Source organism: Mesorhizobium sp. M0016 (genome assembly GCF_040324035.1).
Classification (GTDB): Bacteria; Pseudomonadota; Alphaproteobacteria; order Rhizobiales; family Rhizobiaceae; genus Mesorhizobium.
In genome coordinates, this window is the sequence record NZ_JAMYVM010000029.1 from 34,054 (window position 1) to 49,743 (window position 15,690).

14 protein-coding genes are annotated in these 15,690 nt (G+C 62.2%); 3 read left to right on the forward strand and 11 right to left on the reverse strand.

Annotation, left to right across the window (positions count from 1 at the left end; translation table 11 throughout):
* Positions 1-52 precede the first annotated feature (52 nt).
* The 3 genes from edd to zwf all read right to left on the reverse strand — a co-directional run bounded on the left by edd (position 53) and on the right by zwf (position 4,108).
* On the reverse strand, positions 53-1,876 hold the full coding sequence (edd, locus tag NKJ88_RS28790; RefSeq protein ID WP_023823672.1) for a phosphogluconate dehydratase: 1,824 nt from the start codon (positions 1,874-1,876) through the stop codon (positions 53-55).
* A 64-nt stretch (positions 1,877-1,940) separates the two neighbouring features.
* A complete protein-coding gene (gene pgl, locus NKJ88_RS28795; RefSeq protein WP_023823671.1) occupies positions 1,941-2,657 on the reverse strand; it encodes a 6-phosphogluconolactonase in 717 nt (238 codons plus the stop codon).
* Positions 2,639-4,108, reverse strand: a complete 1,470-nt coding sequence (gene zwf, locus NKJ88_RS28800) for a glucose-6-phosphate dehydrogenase (RefSeq protein ID WP_023701815.1) — start codon at positions 4,106-4,108, stop codon at positions 2,639-2,641. The genes pgl and zwf overlap by 19 nt, the downstream gene beginning before the upstream one ends.
* A gap of 322 nt (positions 4,109-4,430) precedes the next feature.
* Between zwf and NKJ88_RS28805 the strand changes: the two genes are divergently transcribed.
* Positions 4,431-5,177 carry an SDR family oxidoreductase gene (locus NKJ88_RS28805; RefSeq protein ID WP_027049416.1) on the forward strand — a complete coding sequence of 249 codons (747 nt, stop codon included), beginning with the start codon at positions 4,431-4,433 and terminating at the stop codon, positions 5,175-5,177.
* Between the two features lie 180 nt (positions 5,178-5,357).
* Positions 5,358-6,653, forward strand: coding sequence for a Mur ligase family protein (locus tag NKJ88_RS28810; protein WP_031193252.1), 1,296 nt, complete (start codon positions 5,358-5,360; stop codon positions 6,651-6,653).
* A 26-nt stretch (positions 6,654-6,679) separates the two neighbouring features.
* On the opposite strand, the gene NKJ88_RS28815 is transcribed toward NKJ88_RS28810, so the two are convergent.
* From NKJ88_RS28815 to NKJ88_RS28835, 5 genes are all read right to left on the reverse strand, one after another.
* Positions 6,680-7,525 carry an SH3 domain-containing protein gene (locus NKJ88_RS28815; RefSeq protein ID WP_023692384.1) on the reverse strand — a complete coding sequence of 282 codons (846 nt, stop codon included), beginning with the start codon at positions 7,523-7,525 and terminating at the stop codon, positions 6,680-6,682.
* A gap of 275 nt (positions 7,526-7,800) precedes the next feature.
* Positions 7,801-9,087 (reverse strand): NAD(P)/FAD-dependent oxidoreductase, encoded by a 1,287-nt coding sequence (locus tag NKJ88_RS28820; RefSeq protein WP_023692383.1) that lies wholly within the window; start codon positions 9,085-9,087, stop codon positions 7,801-7,803.
* Between the two features lie 120 nt (positions 9,088-9,207).
* Positions 9,208-10,644 (reverse strand): glutamine synthetase family protein, encoded by a 1,437-nt coding sequence (locus NKJ88_RS28825; RefSeq protein ID WP_023669313.1) that lies wholly within the window; start codon positions 10,642-10,644, stop codon positions 9,208-9,210.
* A 102-nt stretch (positions 10,645-10,746) separates the two neighbouring features.
* Positions 10,747-11,688, reverse strand: a complete 942-nt coding sequence (locus NKJ88_RS28830; RefSeq protein ID WP_023832755.1) for an ATP-grasp fold amidoligase family protein — start codon at positions 11,686-11,688, stop codon at positions 10,747-10,749.
* A gap of 29 nt (positions 11,689-11,717) precedes the next feature.
* Positions 11,718-12,542: a class I SAM-dependent methyltransferase gene (locus NKJ88_RS28835; protein WP_023711778.1), complete on the reverse strand. Its 825-nt coding sequence runs from the start codon at positions 12,540-12,542 to the stop codon at positions 11,718-11,720.
* An 88-nt stretch (positions 12,543-12,630) separates the two neighbouring features.
* On the opposite strand from NKJ88_RS28835, the gene NKJ88_RS28840 reads away from it, so the two are divergent.
* Complete coding sequence (locus NKJ88_RS28840) at positions 12,631-13,332, forward strand: HAD family hydrolase (protein ID WP_031214827.1); 702 nt, start codon at positions 12,631-12,633, stop codon at positions 13,330-13,332.
* A gap of 30 nt (positions 13,333-13,362) precedes the next feature.
* Here the strand turns inward: NKJ88_RS28840 and NKJ88_RS28845 are convergent, their stop codons facing one another.
* From NKJ88_RS28845 to aceA, 3 genes are all read right to left on the reverse strand, one after another.
* The gene (locus NKJ88_RS28845) at positions 13,363-13,824 is read right to left on the reverse strand and encodes a response regulator (protein ID WP_352446478.1); all 462 of its coding nucleotides are present in this window, start codon (positions 13,822-13,824) and stop codon (positions 13,363-13,365) included.
* A 276-nt stretch (positions 13,825-14,100) separates the two neighbouring features.
* Positions 14,101-14,343, reverse strand: a complete 243-nt coding sequence (locus NKJ88_RS28850) for an SMc00767 family acetate metabolism repressor (RefSeq protein WP_023669318.1) — start codon at positions 14,341-14,343, stop codon at positions 14,101-14,103.
* A 52-nt stretch (positions 14,344-14,395) separates the two neighbouring features.
* Positions 14,396-15,685, reverse strand: coding sequence for an isocitrate lyase (gene aceA, locus NKJ88_RS28855; RefSeq protein WP_023669319.1), 1,290 nt, complete (start codon positions 15,683-15,685; stop codon positions 14,396-14,398).
* Positions 15,686-15,690 lie beyond the last annotated feature (5 nt).

A 15,690-nucleotide genomic window follows, 5' to 3' on the forward strand; every position in this document is an offset into this window, starting at 1 on the left:
TGAAAAAGGGCGGCCTTGAGCCGCCCTTTTCTATATGGCAGGGAATGATGGTTCAAGCCGTGCCGAAAGCACTGGCGCCATGGTCGGCGCGGCCGACCAACTGGCGGAAACCGGCGAACAGCTCGCGGCCGAAACCGAACTCGTTGCCGATGAGATCGATGTCGGCCGTGCGGCGCAGCGCGAGCTCGGGCCCCGGCACCAGCACTTCCAGCGTGCCGGCATCGGCGTCGAGCCGGATGATGTCGCCGTCATGGATCCTGGCGATCGGCCCTTCCTCGACCGCTTCCGGCGTTACATGGATCGCCGCCGGCACCTTGCCGGAAGCGCCAGACATGCGCCCGTCCGTGACCAGCGCGACGCGCTGGCCACGATCCTGCAGGATGCCGAGCACGGTGGTCAGCTTGTGCAGTTCCGGCATGCCGTTTGCCTTCGGGCCCTGGAAGCGGATGACGGCGATGAAGTCGCCGGTCAGCGTGCCGGCCTTGAAGGCTTCGTTCAGTCCCTGCTGGCTGTCGAACACCTTGGCCGGCGCCTCGATGACGCGGCGTTCCGGCTTCACGGCGGACGTCTTGATGACGGCGTGGCCGAGATTGCCGGCGAGCACTTTCAGGCCGCCGGTCGGCTGGAAGGCCTTCTTGAACGGCGCCAGCACCTTCTCGTCGCCGCTCTGCAGCGGCGAGGCTTCACGCACGACGCTGCCGTCTTCGCCGAGCCGGGCCTCGACCGCATAGGGCCTCAGGCCTTCGCCCCATACCGTCTGCACATCCTCATGCAGGATGCCTTCGTCGAGCAATTCGCGGATCAGGAAGCCGAGCCCGCCGGCGGCATGGAAATGGTTCACGTCGGCAAGCCCGTTCGGATAGACGCGCGCGAGAAGCGGCACCGCTTCCGACAGGTCGGAAATGTCCTGCCAGGTAAGCGTGATGCCGGCCGCCGCGGCCATGGCGATGAGATGGATGGTGTGGTTGGTAGAGCCGCCGGTGGCGTGCAGGCCGACGACGCCATTGACGAAAGAGCGCTCGTCGATCATGCGGCCTACCGGCGTGTAGGCGTTGCCGAGCGCGGTGATCGCCAGGGCTCGCCTGGTCGCCTCGCGCGTCAGCGCGTCGCGCAGCGGCGTGCCTGGATTGACGAAGGACGCGCCGGGCGTATGCAGGCCCATGATCTCCATCAGCATCTGGTTGGAATTGGCGGTGCCGTAGAAGGTGCAGGTGCCCGGCCCGTGATAGGATTTGGACTCCGCTTCGAGCAGTTCTGCGCGTCCGGCCTTGCCCTCGGCATAGAGTTGGCGAACCTTGGCCTTCTCGTCATTGGGCAGGCCCGTCGTCATTGGCCCGGCCGGCACGAACACCGCCGGCAGATGGCCGAAGGTGAGAGCCGCGATCACAAGCCCCGGTACGATCTTGTCGCAGACGCCGAGATAGACGGCGGCGTCGAACATGTTGTGCGACAGGCCGATCGCCGCGGACATGGCGATCACGTCGCGCGAAAACAGCGAGAGCTCCATGCCGGGCTGTCCCTGGGTCACGCCATCGCACATGGCCGGCACGCCGCCGGCCACTTGCGCGATCCCGCCGACTTCGCGCGCGGCATCCTTGATCAGCGCCGGGAAGGTTTCGAAGGGCTGATGCGCCGACAGCATGTCATTGTAGGAGGTAATGATGCCGAGGTTCGGCACCTTGTCGGCGCCGAGCGCCAGCTTTTCAGACGGGCTGCAGACGGCAAAGCCATGCGCGAGGTTGCCGCAAGACAGAACCCCCCGGTTGGCGGCGCGGCTGGAGGCCTCGGCGATGCGGCCGAGATAGCGCTCGCGGCCGGCTTTCGAGCGTTGGCGGATGCGTTCCGTGATGGCTTCGATGTCGCGTCTGGCTGTCATGGTCGGTCCTTTCGAGCCCCGGAAGAACGTCCTCCACCGTCTGCCGGGACTGCTTTGCGTGAAATCAGGGTGCCCAGAACACCTCTACCGGGATGGGTGCCGCTTCGAGCACTTTGCGGATGGGCTTTTTCGCGCCCGGTCCCATCGCATCGTCGAAGGCGGTGCGCTTGTCCTCGCCTTCTATATGCAGCGCGATGAAGCCGGCGTCGACGATCCGCGCCAGCGGCAGCGTCAACCGGGGTTCGCCGGCGCTTGCCGCGTGAACCGGCAGCACGATCCTTGATGAGGCTGGGTCGAGCAAATCGCCGAGATTCTCGGCGTCGGGAAAGAACGAGGCGGTGTGGCCGTCGCCGCCCATGCCGAGCACGACGACATCGAGGGGCCAGGGCAGAGCCTTCAGCGCCGCATCGTCGGCCGCCGCGGCGGTCTCGATGCTTGCCGCCTCATGGTAGAGCGGCACGAAGTGCGCGGCAGCCGCCTTGTTCTGCAGCAGGTTGGCCGCGACCAGCCCCGCATTCGAGCGCGGCGAGGAGGCCGGCACGAACCGTTCGTCGACCAGCGTCACCGTCACCTTGTTCCAGGCGATCGGAATGGCCGAAAGTGCTGCAAAGAACTTTGCCGGCGTGGTGCCGCCGGAAACGGCAAGCAGGGCCGTGCCGCGCTCGTCGATGGCCTTGGTCAGGCGCGCCGCGACATTGCCGGCAAGGGCTGCCGCCAGGTCCTGGCGCCCGGCAAAGCCGTTCCAGTTATAGACGGGCTCGCTCAACTGCTTTCGTGCCATGTCCGCCCGTCGCGTTCGATCAGCGCAATCGAGGCCGAGGGACCCCATGTGCCGGCCGTATAGCCTTGCGCCTCCTGCCTGGCGCTTTCCCAGGCGTTCTGGATCGGGTCGATCCACTTCCATGCCGCCTCGACCTCGTCGCGGCGCATGAACAGCGTCTGGTTGCCGCGGATAACATCCATGATTAGCCGTTCATAGGCGTCCGGCGCGCGGCCGTCGAAAGATGTTGCAAAGCTCATGTCGAGCGGAATCTGGCGCAGCCGCATGCCGCCCGGGCCTGGATCCTTGATCATGATGAACTGCTTGACGCCTTCGTCGGGCTGCAGCCGGATCACCAGTTGGTTGGCTGAGATCGGCCCGGCGCTGTCGCCGAAGATCGAATGCGGGATCGGCTTGAACTCGATGACGATTTCCGAAACGCGGGTCGCCAGCCTTTTGCCGGTCCTGAGATAGAATGGCACGCCGGCCCAGCGCCAATTGCCGATCTCAGCCTTGATGGCGACGAAAGTCTCGGTGGAGCTGTCTTTGCCAAGTTCCTCGACATAGCCTTTCACCGCGCCGCCTGCAGAGGCGCCGGCGCGGTATTGGCCGCGCACGGTGTGCTTGGGTGCCTCATTGCCGTTGATGCGCTTCAGCGCCCGCAGCACCTTCAGCTTCTCGTCGCGCACGGCATCGGCATCCATCGACGATGGCGCTTCCATGGCAACCAGACAGAGCAGCTGCAGCATGTGGTTCTGCACCATGTCGCGCAGCGCGCCGGCCTTGTCGTAGTAGGTGACGCGGTCTTCAAGACCGACGGTCTCGGCTACCGTGATCTGCACATGGTCGATATGGGCAGAATTCCAAAGCGGCTCATAGAGCGCGTTGGCAAAGCGCAGCGCCATCAGATTCTGCACCGTCTCCTTTCCGAGATAGTGGTCGATGCGGAAGATCTGGCTTTCGTGGAAGTCGTCTCCAACCACGTCGTTGAGCTTGCGCGCCGAATCGAGGTCGCGGCCGATCGGCTTCTCCAGCACGATGCGTGAATTCGGCGTGATGAGATTGTGGGCTTTCAGCTGGTGCGAGATGTCGCCGAACAGCGCCGGCGCCACCGCCAGATAGAAAGCGCGGATGCGGTCGCTTTCGCCGATCGCCTTTTTCAGCTTGTCGAAGCCGGCACCCGTCGTCGCGTCGGCCGATACGTAGGACAGCCGGGCAAGAAATGTCTTGAGTTCCTCGGCGTCGATGTCGGCCGGCTTCACATGCTGGGAAATCGCCTGCTTGGCGAAAGCCTGGAATTCCTCGTCGCTCATCTTGGAGCGCGAGGTGCCGATGATGCGGGTCGGCTCGGAAAACTGGTGGTCGCGCTGGCGGTGGTAGAGCGAGGGCAGCAGCTTGCGTTCCGACAGGTCGCCGGTGCCGCCGAAAATGATGAAGTCGAAAGGCTCGACGGGAATGATCTGGCTGGTCATGGTCTGTCCGCTTTGACGCCGCTCGCTGTGACGCGGCAGGATATAATCTAATCGATTTAAACTATCCAGTGCCATGGTGTCACATCAAGGCCAAATCACTGCATATTGATTCGCTCCAAATGTGCCTTGACACTGGCTTGCACCCGGAGGCTTTTCGTCAAGCGATGGTCCCGGGGCTTTCGCGCCTGCAACATAAAGCGGGAATGTGACGAAAGCTAATGCGTGTCGCCCAGAAGTGCGAAGCGGTTCTGGGAGACAGACACGCATCAAACAAAAAGGAAAAATGCGCTTGCGAGGTGGGTCTTCAATGAGCGGAAAAAGCATGCGTCTGGAAAACAAGGTTGCCGTCATCACGGGTGCTGCGTCAGGTTTCGGCGAAGGCATGGCCAGGCGCTTTGCCGAAGAGGGCGCCAAGGTCGTCGTCGCCGACCTCAACGCCAAGGGCGCGGAGCGCGTTGCAGCAGAGATCGGCCAGGCCGCGATCTGGACCCAGACCGACGTTTCGCAGCGTTCCGAATTCGACGAGATGGTCTATGCCGCAAAAAGCGCCTTCGGCCGCATCGATATCATGGTCAACAATGCCGGCTACACCCATCGCAATGGCGACATGCTCGACGTCGACGAGGCGACCTTCGACCTGATCACTTCAGTCAACATGAAGGCGATCTACCACGCCGCACTTGCCGTGGTGCCGATCATGGAGCGGCAGGGCGGCGGCGTCATCCTGACCACGGCTTCGACCGCCGGTCTGCGGCCGCGTCCGGGGCTCACCTGGTACAATGCCTCGAAGGGCTGGGCGATCACCGCGACCAAGTCGATGGCGGTCGAACTCGCGCCCAAGAACATCCGCGTGAACTGCCTTTGCCCGGTCGCCGGCGAGACCGGCATGCTGGAGAAATTCATGGGCACTGACACGCCCGAGATCCGCGAGAAATTCCGTGCCTCGATACCGCTCGGCCGTCTGTCGACGCCGCTCGATATCGCCAACGCTGCGCTTTGGCTTGCGTCGGACGAAGCCGCCTTCATCACCGGCGTGGCGCTGGAGGTCGACGGCGGCCGCTGCATTTGAGCAATTCGGGAAGTACCTCGCTGTTCGCAATGCACGGCAGACAGAGCAACGTCGGCAAAAGTTCGCATCGGTGCGCCGGCCGGCCGAGGAACGAACAGTTGACGTCGTCACGCCGGACCCCAGTTTGACTTCTCGATCACCCGAAAGGCATAACGGGATCGTGGATAGTGTTGGCGGGTGATGAAGATCAGGCAGCAGAAAAGTCGCTATGATCTGGGATGGCGGCTGCGGCTTTACCTGGCCACGCGTGCGCGGGCGCGAAGCAAGGCAATTTTCATCGGCGTTACCGGAAGCTCCGGCAAGACGACGGCGGGAAGCCTGCTTGGACACATCCTGGCTGGCCACGGTTCGGTCCACACACAGGTTCTGGCCAACACTATGAAGGTGTTGGTTCGAACGCTTTACAAGCGCCTGAGGAAGGCCGGCAAAGTCGATTACGTCGTTTTCGAAGCCGGCGCTTCCGACTTCGGCACGATCAGCGCCATGGCGCAGATGCTGAAGCCGAGTGTGGCGGTGGTTACGATGATCCGTCTGGAGCATTTCGGCAAGTTCAGGACTCTGGAAGCTGTGGCGGGAGAGAAGCGGGCGCTGGTCGAGGCACTCCAACCCGATGGACTTGCGGTTCTCAATTGCGATGACCCACTGGTGATCGGCATGGCGTCTGGCGCGAAATGCCGGATTGCGACCTTCGGCCAGTCCGGCGAGGCAGACTACCGCGTGAGTGACGTGCATGCCGCGTATCCGGAATTGCTGCGGTTCACCCTTCATTGGCGCAGTGGCAGCCTGAATATTCAAGCGCCTTTTCCCGGCGAGCAATTCTGGCTGCCGACTGCAGCGGCTGTTGCCGCCGCCTTGGAACTTGGCGTCCCGCCAGAGCAAGTCGTAGCGAGAACGGCATCGTTTGCACCACTGCCCAACCGCTCTACGGTGCAAGAGGTATCAGCGGGTCCGAAATTCCTGGTCGATACGGCCAAAGCGCCCTGGCATTCGCTCAACATTGCCCTGGAGATGATCGCAAAGGCCAAGGTCGCTCGCAAGCGCATTGTGCTTGGGCAGATATCCGACTTCGCCGGCTCGCCGAGGAAATACGGCAGTGCATACAAGATCGCGCGCGAAATCGCCGATGAGGTCATCTACACGGGCGACAATGCGCATCGCTCGCGCGCCAGCCAGGCCGACCGCGACAGCGGCCGGTTCATTGAGCTTCGCAGTCCCAAGGAAGTTTCGGATCACATCAAACAGACGGCGGTCCCAGGAGAACTGATTCTGCTGAAAAGTTCGTCTAACCTTCATCTGGAAAGGATCGCGCTCGCCTGGACGCACGATGTGAAATGCTGGACCCCGCTATGCGGCAAGTCCGAAAGCTGCCAAATGTGCGGCCTCTATGAGGTGCCGTTCGAGGAACACCGGGATTTCCTGGTGAAGCGCCAACTTGCTCGCAGAAGACACCGTTTCAGATGGCTGCTCGGCGGCTGACCAGATCTGGCGGCTTCGTCTGTGTCTCAAGCTCCGGTCTTGATGTAGCTCTTGTAGATCCAGCCGCGCTTGCCGTTGTAGACGATCTGGCACCATTTCTTGCAACTCATCACCTGCACCGATGACTTGGCGGGCACGGTGCCGATGGCGGCGGCGTTTTTCTGCGGACCGCTGCGCATTGTCACTGTCCTGAGGATGCGTCCGGTGCCGGCTGCAGCAGCCACCTTCTGTGGCTTGGCCTTGGTCTGGGTATCGTTCGTTGCGGCGGAAGATTGCTCGTCTGGAAGTTGCGGTTTTGGCGTCGGTATGGCGGCGGTTTCCGCGTCGTCGTCATTGGCGGCAGCAGCGACCTTTGACAGCTGCGTCGTGGCGTCGCCCTGGGCCGCCGGTTCTTCGAATGCCGCGGCATCGGACGGTTTGGCGGCAGCCTGCTCGGCAGGCGCCTGATCGGATGGCGTCGCGGCAGGGTCGCTGTTGGATTGCGCCGCAGTCCAGCGCGGATCGTTGGCCGACAGCGGCGGCATCGCAGCCCCACCCACAGCGACCGTCGATGAAACCGCGTCGCCCTTGCGCGCGGCTTGTGGCGCCGCTACCGCGGTAGCCGTCGCCGCGACCGGGGCAATCTTGGTCGTCTTGACCGGAAAAGTCGGAACGTTCTGCTGTGTGCTGGCGATCGCTTGCCGGTCGTTGGCCGGCAATGCCAGCCAAAGCGCTATGCCCGCCACACCAAGCAGCGCTGCGGTGCCGACCGCGGCGATCACCAGATGCGAATTCGTGCGCACCCCCTGCCAGAAGGAGGGCCGCATGTCATAACCGAATTGCATGGCGAAGCGCCGACGTTCCGGCGCGCCGAAACTGAAGGGCTCGTTCACTCTTGCCACCTCCAAAAGATGAGCCGGTGTTCTTTCGATCGGCGCCGGCAGCCCGGCATTCGATCGGCATCGGTCCCAACAACAAAGCGGGCAGGCCCGCAGAAATCCCCGTTCAATCGCCCAGAACCGGCATCCTTTGCCCTTGATTGTGGCATCAGTGCGCCCTCAGGGGAATTGTGCGCTCTTGTTAAGGATTCTGCAACGTCTCGCTGCGGCAACCAACAGCTCAATAGAAACAGCTCAGTACCAGCCACGGCTGATATGAGATACTTTCCCTATATTCGGTCCCTCAGGGCAAACCAGTTCAGTGCCAAGAACAATAATGGCGTTCTAAATCGCCGGCCGCCGGGAAAAGCCGGGATGTTCAGGTCCTCGATCAGCTTCAGTCTGTCGCGGTTGCCGGCGACGGTCTGGGCATAGAGCTTGCCGAAGAAGTTCGACAGCATCACGCCGTGGCCGGAATAGCCTCCGGCCGAGATCACATTGGGCATCACCTCGCGCACGAACGGTTTCCTGGGCATGGTGATGCCGACATAGCCGCCCCAGCCATGGGTGATCTCGACATCGCTCAGTTCCGGATAAAGCTCGGCTATCTGCCGGCGGATATGGACATGGATGTCCTTCGGATCGTTGACGCCATAGACCTCGCGCCCGCCGAACAGCAGCCTTCCATCCCTGGATTTGCGGAAATAACGCACGACGAAACGCGAATCGTCGACCGCCTCGCCGCCCGGCAGCACTTTCGAATCGACGCCCAGCGGCACCGTCGCGCCGATGAAGGAACCGATGGGCATGATGTGCGCGGCACTCACCGGCTCGAGCGTGCCGCCATAGGCATTTACACCGATCAGGCATTTCTGGGCGGTGATGGTTCCTCTCGAAGTCGTCACCCTGACCTTGCCGCCGCTGGAGGTAACACCGGTCGATAGTGTCTGCTCGAACAGGTGCGCGCCGGCCGCTGCCGCGACCTTTGCCGTGCCGATCACCAGTTTCATCGGGTGGATGTGTCCGGTGCCGGTGTCGCGGGTGCCGCCGAAGTAGCGTGTGGAGCCCAGCCGTTCGGCCGTTTCCCTGGCATCCATGAAGGCGATGTGCGGATAATTGAAGCGGCCCGCCATGATCTCGGCATGCGCCTTGTAGTCGTCGAGATAACGCGGCTTGTGCGCCACGGACAACTGGCCGGGCATATAGTCGATGTCGATCTGGTTGACGGCGGCGAATTCGAGCAGGTGCGCTTTCGCCTCCTCGGCAAGGTCGAACAGCGCCTTGGCGCGGGAGAAGCCGTATTCGGCCTCCATCTCTTCGGCCCAGGCGCGCTGGCCCGTGCCGAGTTGGCCGCCATTGCGCCCTGAAGCGCCGTCGCCGAAGCGATGCGCCTCGATCAGAACGACGTCGGCTCCCGCCTTGGCCAAATGAGCGGCCGCCGACAGCCCGGTGAAGCCACCGCCGACGACGACGACGTCGCAGCTGCGGTCGCCGTCCAGGGCAGGGTACTCAGGGCGTGGTCCGGCTGTGTCTTCGTACCAGGAGCGACCGGGGGAGATAGGTGATTGGTAAGGCATGGGGACACCAGCCAATGGTGAATGGTGAATGGCTGCGAGACGCACGACGTCTGCGCTCATCCATCCAATATGAAACTACTCACCATTCACTATTCACCATTCACACGACGAAGTCGCCGCTCACACGTTGAGCAACAGATACTCCCGCTCCCACGGGCTGATCACTTCCATGAAGGTCTCGAACTCCGCCCGCTTGATCGCTGCATAGGTTGCGGCAAAGGACTTGCCCAAAAGGGCGCACAGCTCCTCGTCGCCCTCAAACAGGTCGACGGCTTCGAGCAGGCCGCGCGGCAGGTCGATCTCATCGGCGTTTGCGGTGGTCAGCACCGGAGGCTCGGCCTTGATCTTGTTGGTGATGCCGATCAGCCCGCAGGCAAGTGAGGCCGCCAGCGCCAGATAGGGGTTGGCGTCGGAAGACGGGATGCGGTTTTCGACACGCCGCGCCGCCGGATCCGAGCGCGGCACGCGGAACGCCGTGGTGCGGTTGTCATAGCCCCATTTGTTGTTGACCGGCGCCGAGGCCGACTGCGTCAGCCGGCGGTAGGAATTGACGTAAGGGGCAAACATCACCAGCGCGTTCGGCACATGCTTCTGCATGCCGCCGATGAAATGGAAGAAGTCGTCGGTTTCCGAGCCGTCCTTCGCCGAAAAGATATTCAGCCCGGTCTTCTTGTCGATGATCGACTGGTGGATGTGCATGGCAGAACCTGGCTGGCCCTGGATCGGCTTGGCCATGAAGGTGGCATAGATCTCATGCTTGAGCGCTGCCTCGCGGATGGTGCGTTTGAACATGAACACCTGGTCGGCGAGCTCGACCGGATCGCCGTGACGCAGATTGATCTCGAGCTGGCCGGCGCCTTCCTCGTGGATCAGCGTGTCGATCTCCAGGCCCTGGCTTTCGGAGAAATGGTAGATGTCGTCGATCAGTTCGTCGAACTCGTTGACGCCGGCGATCGAATAGCCGGCGCCGCCGCCGATTGCCCGTCCGGAACGCCCGACGGGTGGGGTCAACGGATAATCCGGGTCGGGGTTCTTGCGCACCAGATAGAATTCGATCTCGGGCGCCACCACCGGCTTCAGCCCGCGCTTGTCATAGGCTGCTACCACGCGCTTCAGGACGTTGCGCGGCGTGAACTCGACCGAACGGCCATCCTGATGGACGAGGTCGCAGATGACGGCGGCCGTCGGGTCTTCTTCCCACGGCACGACGGTCAACGTCGACAGATCCGGCATAAGCTTCAGGTCGCCATCATCCTCCGGATAGTGGAAACCGTTGCCATCCTCGGGATAGCCGCCCGAAATCGTCGTCATGAACACTGCCGATGGCAGCGCCAGCGAGGTGTTGGAAGTGAATTTCTTCGACGGCATCATCTTGCCGCGCGCGACGCCAGCCTGATCAGGCGTGATGCATTCTATGTCTTCGATGCCGCGCCATTCCAGCCAAGCGCTGACTTCCTTCCAGTTCTTCACGCCGCGTTGATTTTTCACGAAGGCAGGCGTTCGGACGCGTCCTCCGCGGGTCGACGGACGGACTTCCTTTTTCGCAGGCGGCATCATTCACCAGTTTGGGTTGCAATTATCACAGTATAGCTGTTGCCGGTGATGGAAGGGAAGGGGAGCCGGCCCGATAGGTGCGGCAACGAGGCTGGACGGCCTCTGTCAGACGGCCTTGCCGGGCAGCGCATTTGCATCCAGCCATCTGCGCAAGGCACCGGCATAGAGCCTGCGCCATCCGCTTTGCGGCGCGGTCAGGAACCAGGATTGGCTGAGGTCCCAGCTGTCTGCGCACAGATCCCTGAGCCTTGTGTTGATGATGCCTTTGCCGGATAGCGGATAGACCGAGAATTCGGAAAAGAAGATCGCGCCGTCGATTTCGTAGAAATCGCAACGCATGTGATCGAACGGCACGGTCAGCCGCTCGGCGATGGCAAGCATGCGCGGGAAGGATGCCGGCAGGTCGATCCGGACCCACTGGGGGCCGCTGCCTGGCGGTGGCGGCGCATAGGTTCCGTCCCGGTCGAAATGACATTTCTGTTCGTTGCCGTGCTCATCCCGACGTGCGGCATAGACATAGGCCGTCGTCCCGTTGGACACGTGGAATTTGTACTCCAAAGCGACAGGCTGACTGTCCTGAAGGAGCATCTCTTCCACAAGGATGCGCCTGCTGGCGTACTTGTAGCCCCATTCGCCGAATTTCCTGCCGTAGCGACGGCGCATCCAGCGAGCTGTACGCCGGCGCAGCCTGGCTCTGTCCACCTCACCGTTGCGCACCATCATGTTCCAGCGGCAGCCATGATTGGCCTTCACCATGACATTGCCGGCAAGAACCTCCGCCGGAATCTTTGTTGCGTCTTCCCCGGACCATAGGACCTCGGCAGTCTTTAGTTCGGGGCAGGTGGACAAAGCGTAGGTTTTCGAGGCGAGCTTGTCGCAAGCTGTCGTGAAAAACGGATTGTGATCGAAAAGCTTTCGCCACAGGAACTTGTCTGCATAGGAAGCCGGTCTCGCCGGATCCGGCAGCATGCCGCTATGGTCGAATGTGCGTTTGCAAATCATGGGATGGCGCACCAGGCACCATGCCCGCGCCAGGGCGAGGATCACTCGATCGCTCTTTCCAAGAGCCGACACGATCAGCCCAGCTGCCGGGTCGAAGATGAACCGTCTCGTCGGGCGACGAACACGTCTCTGGTCATGTTTCGCGAGATGCTCGTGCGGCCGATGACCTCTAGCCGAGGGTCAAGTGTGCGTTCCGCATTTTCAGCCCAAAGCCTGCCTAGCGAAACAGGCTCCCACAAAACGATCTGCACAGTCTCGGCCGCGGTATCGGCGATACGAGACACGACAGCTGCCTTAGGCGAAACCATGCTCGCGACATAGACAACCTGAGCGTCGCTGTAATCATAATCGCATCCGTCGCACAGCTCGGCCCGCATGCGCGCATAGCTGAGCTTGGCGGCGAGCCTGTTTGCCGTTTCGACGGCTTCGGGAACGATGTCGAGGCCGATGATCTCAGGGACAGTTGTCTGGTCGTGAATACGGAACATGGTGAACGGTCGCCCGCCGCAGCCGACCATGACAGCGCGGCGGCAATTATTGAAATCGACATGATCGAAGACTTCGTCGAGGCGGTTATAGGCATCCTTTGATGACAGCACGCCGATGCTTGTTTTCCCCGCTGCGATCTGTCTGAACGATGCCGGACCGCTCAGGTCCTGATCCAGCATCTGCCTGATCTCGGCGGCATCTTGCGCCTGCACCATCTTGCCGAATGCGGCGGTCAGCGCCGGTCGGTGCGAAAGGATCTCCGGGTAGGTTTCAAGCAACGCCTCGCCGGTATCGTGTCCCATGGCGATGCCAAGATCTCGGATGGCATTTATGAGTTCGGTCGGAGCGCGACCTGGCAAGGAGCTCAGAATTTGCTCCAGTTCACGCTTCCAGGCGCCCAATTCCGGCATTGTTGCCCACCATTCCCCTTGCCGTAGCTAGCAGTGCGCGGCGACAACGTCTACATCACTGCCTTCACTTGAAACGGGACAGTCGACCATGCCCCTGACCACCATCGGCTTCGACGCCGACGACACGCTGTGGCAGAACGAACAGTTCTTCCGCCTGACCGAGAAGCACTTTGCAGCCCTGCTCGCCGATCATGGCGAGGCCGAGCACATCTCGGCGCGGCTGCTGGAGGCCGAGAAGCGCAACCTCGCCGTCTACGGCTTCGGCATCAAGGGCTTTACCTTGTCGATGATCGAGACTGCGATCGACGTGACCGAGGGCCGCGTTCCGGCCTCGACCATCGCCGAAATCCTGGCTGCCGGCCGCGATATGCTCGGCCATCCTGTCGAGGCGTTGCCGCATGCGCGTGAGACCGTGGAAAGGCTCGCCGGCGCCTACCATCTGGTGCTGATCACCAAGGGCGATCTGTTCGACCAGGAGCGCAAGCTGGCGGCGTCCGGCCTTGGCGACCTGTTCGATGCCGTCGAGATCGTCAGCGACAAGAGCGCCGCCACCTATGCCAGGATCTTTGGCCGTCACGGCAGCCCGCAGACCAGCATGATGGTCGGCAATTCGCTCAAGTCGGACGTGGTGCCGGCCCTCGAGGCCGGGAGCTGGGGTGTGTACATCCCGCACGAACTGACCTGGGTGCTCGAACATGTCGAACCGCCGATGGCAGCACCGCGCTTCCGCCAGATTGTCGATCTTGGCGAACTGCCGGCTTTGATCGAGAGCATCGGCAAGGAAGGCTGACCGCCCCGCACGCGTTCGGGCGGATTGCGATCAGCCGCGCCCGAGACTGATCAGCCGGTCGACCACCGGCTGTAGCCTTTCGGTGGTGATCGGCTTGGTTACCACCACATCGACCACGCTCGACAGGCCCAGGCTGTCGGGCGTGTCGGTCTTGGTTGAAAGCAGGATCACCTTGGGGAGCGACCGCCCAGATGTCCGCCGCAAGGCGTCGATGGCCGCCATCAGCGCGCGGCAGTCCTCGTTGTCGGGGCCGCCATCGAGAACGACGGCGCCCGGAATGAGGGTTCGCAATGTCTTGGCCGCCATTTCGGGCGACTCGGAGATCGGCTTCAGTCCGGACTTCTCGACGATCTTCGACACCACCACCCGGTTGATCGGCGATTTTCCAACGACCAGCACGTGGGAGAAATCCGTTGATATCTCGGAGTTCGCGTCCCTGCTTGACGAATTCAGATGTTTGGCGGTGTCGGTCTCGCGGTTCACAGGGCACATGGGCGGGGCGGGCACTCGGCGCTGCTTCAATGCAGGGTTGAAATCCGAGAGCCAATTGGCGTGAGATCGCCCGCCATGTCAAGCTGAAATGACGGACCTGCGAAATATAGCCGGAAATATTAAAACCCGGAGACAAGGTCTGTTTTCGAACTGTAGTTAAGTTTACGCTCAAAAGCGAAAGTCACCCGCGCTGAAAACCCGCGGGTGACGTTGAAATCGGCCAGTGAGCGGCGGGGCCCATAGGTTCCACAAGCACAAAGCTTCCGTTAGGGAAGATCAGCCGTGACTCTTCTGCGTGACGATCACCGGGATCAGCAGGTCGCCCCAATTGCCGTCGCCACCATGATGCCGGGCCGAGCGCACCAGTTCCACCGAGACGCCGGCCTCCACTGCCTTCATCACCGATTGATTGAGCCGGTGCAGGTCGTTGGCCAGCATGCGGATGGTCGCCTGTTGGTCGACACTCATCGTGGTGGACTGCTCTTCTGCACGTTCCTTGACGCGGCTTATGGATGCCATTTTCTTCTCCCTTGCCCTTCGGGCGTTTCCTCTGTTGGTTATGTCAATCGGTTCATTCCGCTGCCGGCTTGAACTGGGCGTGCTCAGTCGATTCATGCATGGCGGCGGTCGAGGACTGGCCGCCGCTGATCGCCATTGAGACGGCGTCGAAATAGCCGGTGCCGACCTCGCGCTGGTGCTTGGTCGCGGTGTAGCCGTGGACTTCGGCCGCGAACTCGGCTTCCTGCAACTCGGAATAGGCCGCCATCTGCCGCGCCTTGTAGCCGCGGGCCAGCTCGAACATGCCGAAATTGAGCTGGTGGAACCCGGCCAATGTGATGAACTGGAACTTGTAGCCCATGGCGCCGAGCTCGCGCTGGAACTTGGCGATCGTCGCGTCGTCGAGGTTCTTCTTCCAGTTGAACGACGGCGAGCAATTATAGGCGAGCAGCTTGCCCGGATGATGCCTGCGCACGCCTTCGGCGAATTTCTTGGCCTGCGCCAGATCGGGCTTGGATGTTTCGCACCAGATCAGGTCGGCATGCGGCGCATAGGCAATGGCGCGCGCGATGCACGGTTCGATGCCGTTCCTGACCTGGTAGAAGCCTTCAACCGTGCGGCCGGCATCGTAGTCGACGAAAGGCTGGTCGCGCTCGTCAATGTCGGAGGTCAGAAGCTTTGCCGCTTCCGCATCGGTGCGTGCCACGACTAGCGTCGGCGTGCCCATCACGTCGGCCGCCAGACGCGCCGCGTTGAGGTTGCGGATATGCGCAGCGGTCGGGATCAGCACTTTGCCGCCGAGATGGCCGCACTTCTTCTCAGAGGCCAGCTGGTCCTCATAGTGGACGCCGGCAGCGCCCGCCTCGATGAACGCCTTCATGATCTCGAAGGCGTTGAGCGGTCCGCCGAAGCCGGCCTCGGCATCGGCGACGATCGGCGCGAACCAGGTGTCGACCGACAGGCCGTTGCCTTCCGAGGTCTCGATCTGATCGGCGCGCTGCAGCGTGCGGTTGATGCGCTTGACCAGTTCGGGCGCCGCATTGGCGGGATAGAGCGACTGGTCCGGATACATGGCCGACGCGGTGTTGGCGTCGGCGGCGACCTGCCAGCCCGAGAGATAGATTGCCTTCAGCCCGGCACGCACCTGCTGCATCGCCTGGTTGCCCGACATGGCGCCGAGTGCATTGACGAAGTCTTCCTCGTGGATGAGCTTCCACAGCCGGTTGGCGCCCATTTCGGCAAGACTCTGGCGTATCTGGACCGACCCGCGCAGCCGCTTCACATCGTCCGGCGAATAGGCTCGTTCGATGCCGTCGAAGCGGCCTTCGGGCGCGGATGGGACAAGATTGTAAAAATCAGTCATTGGTC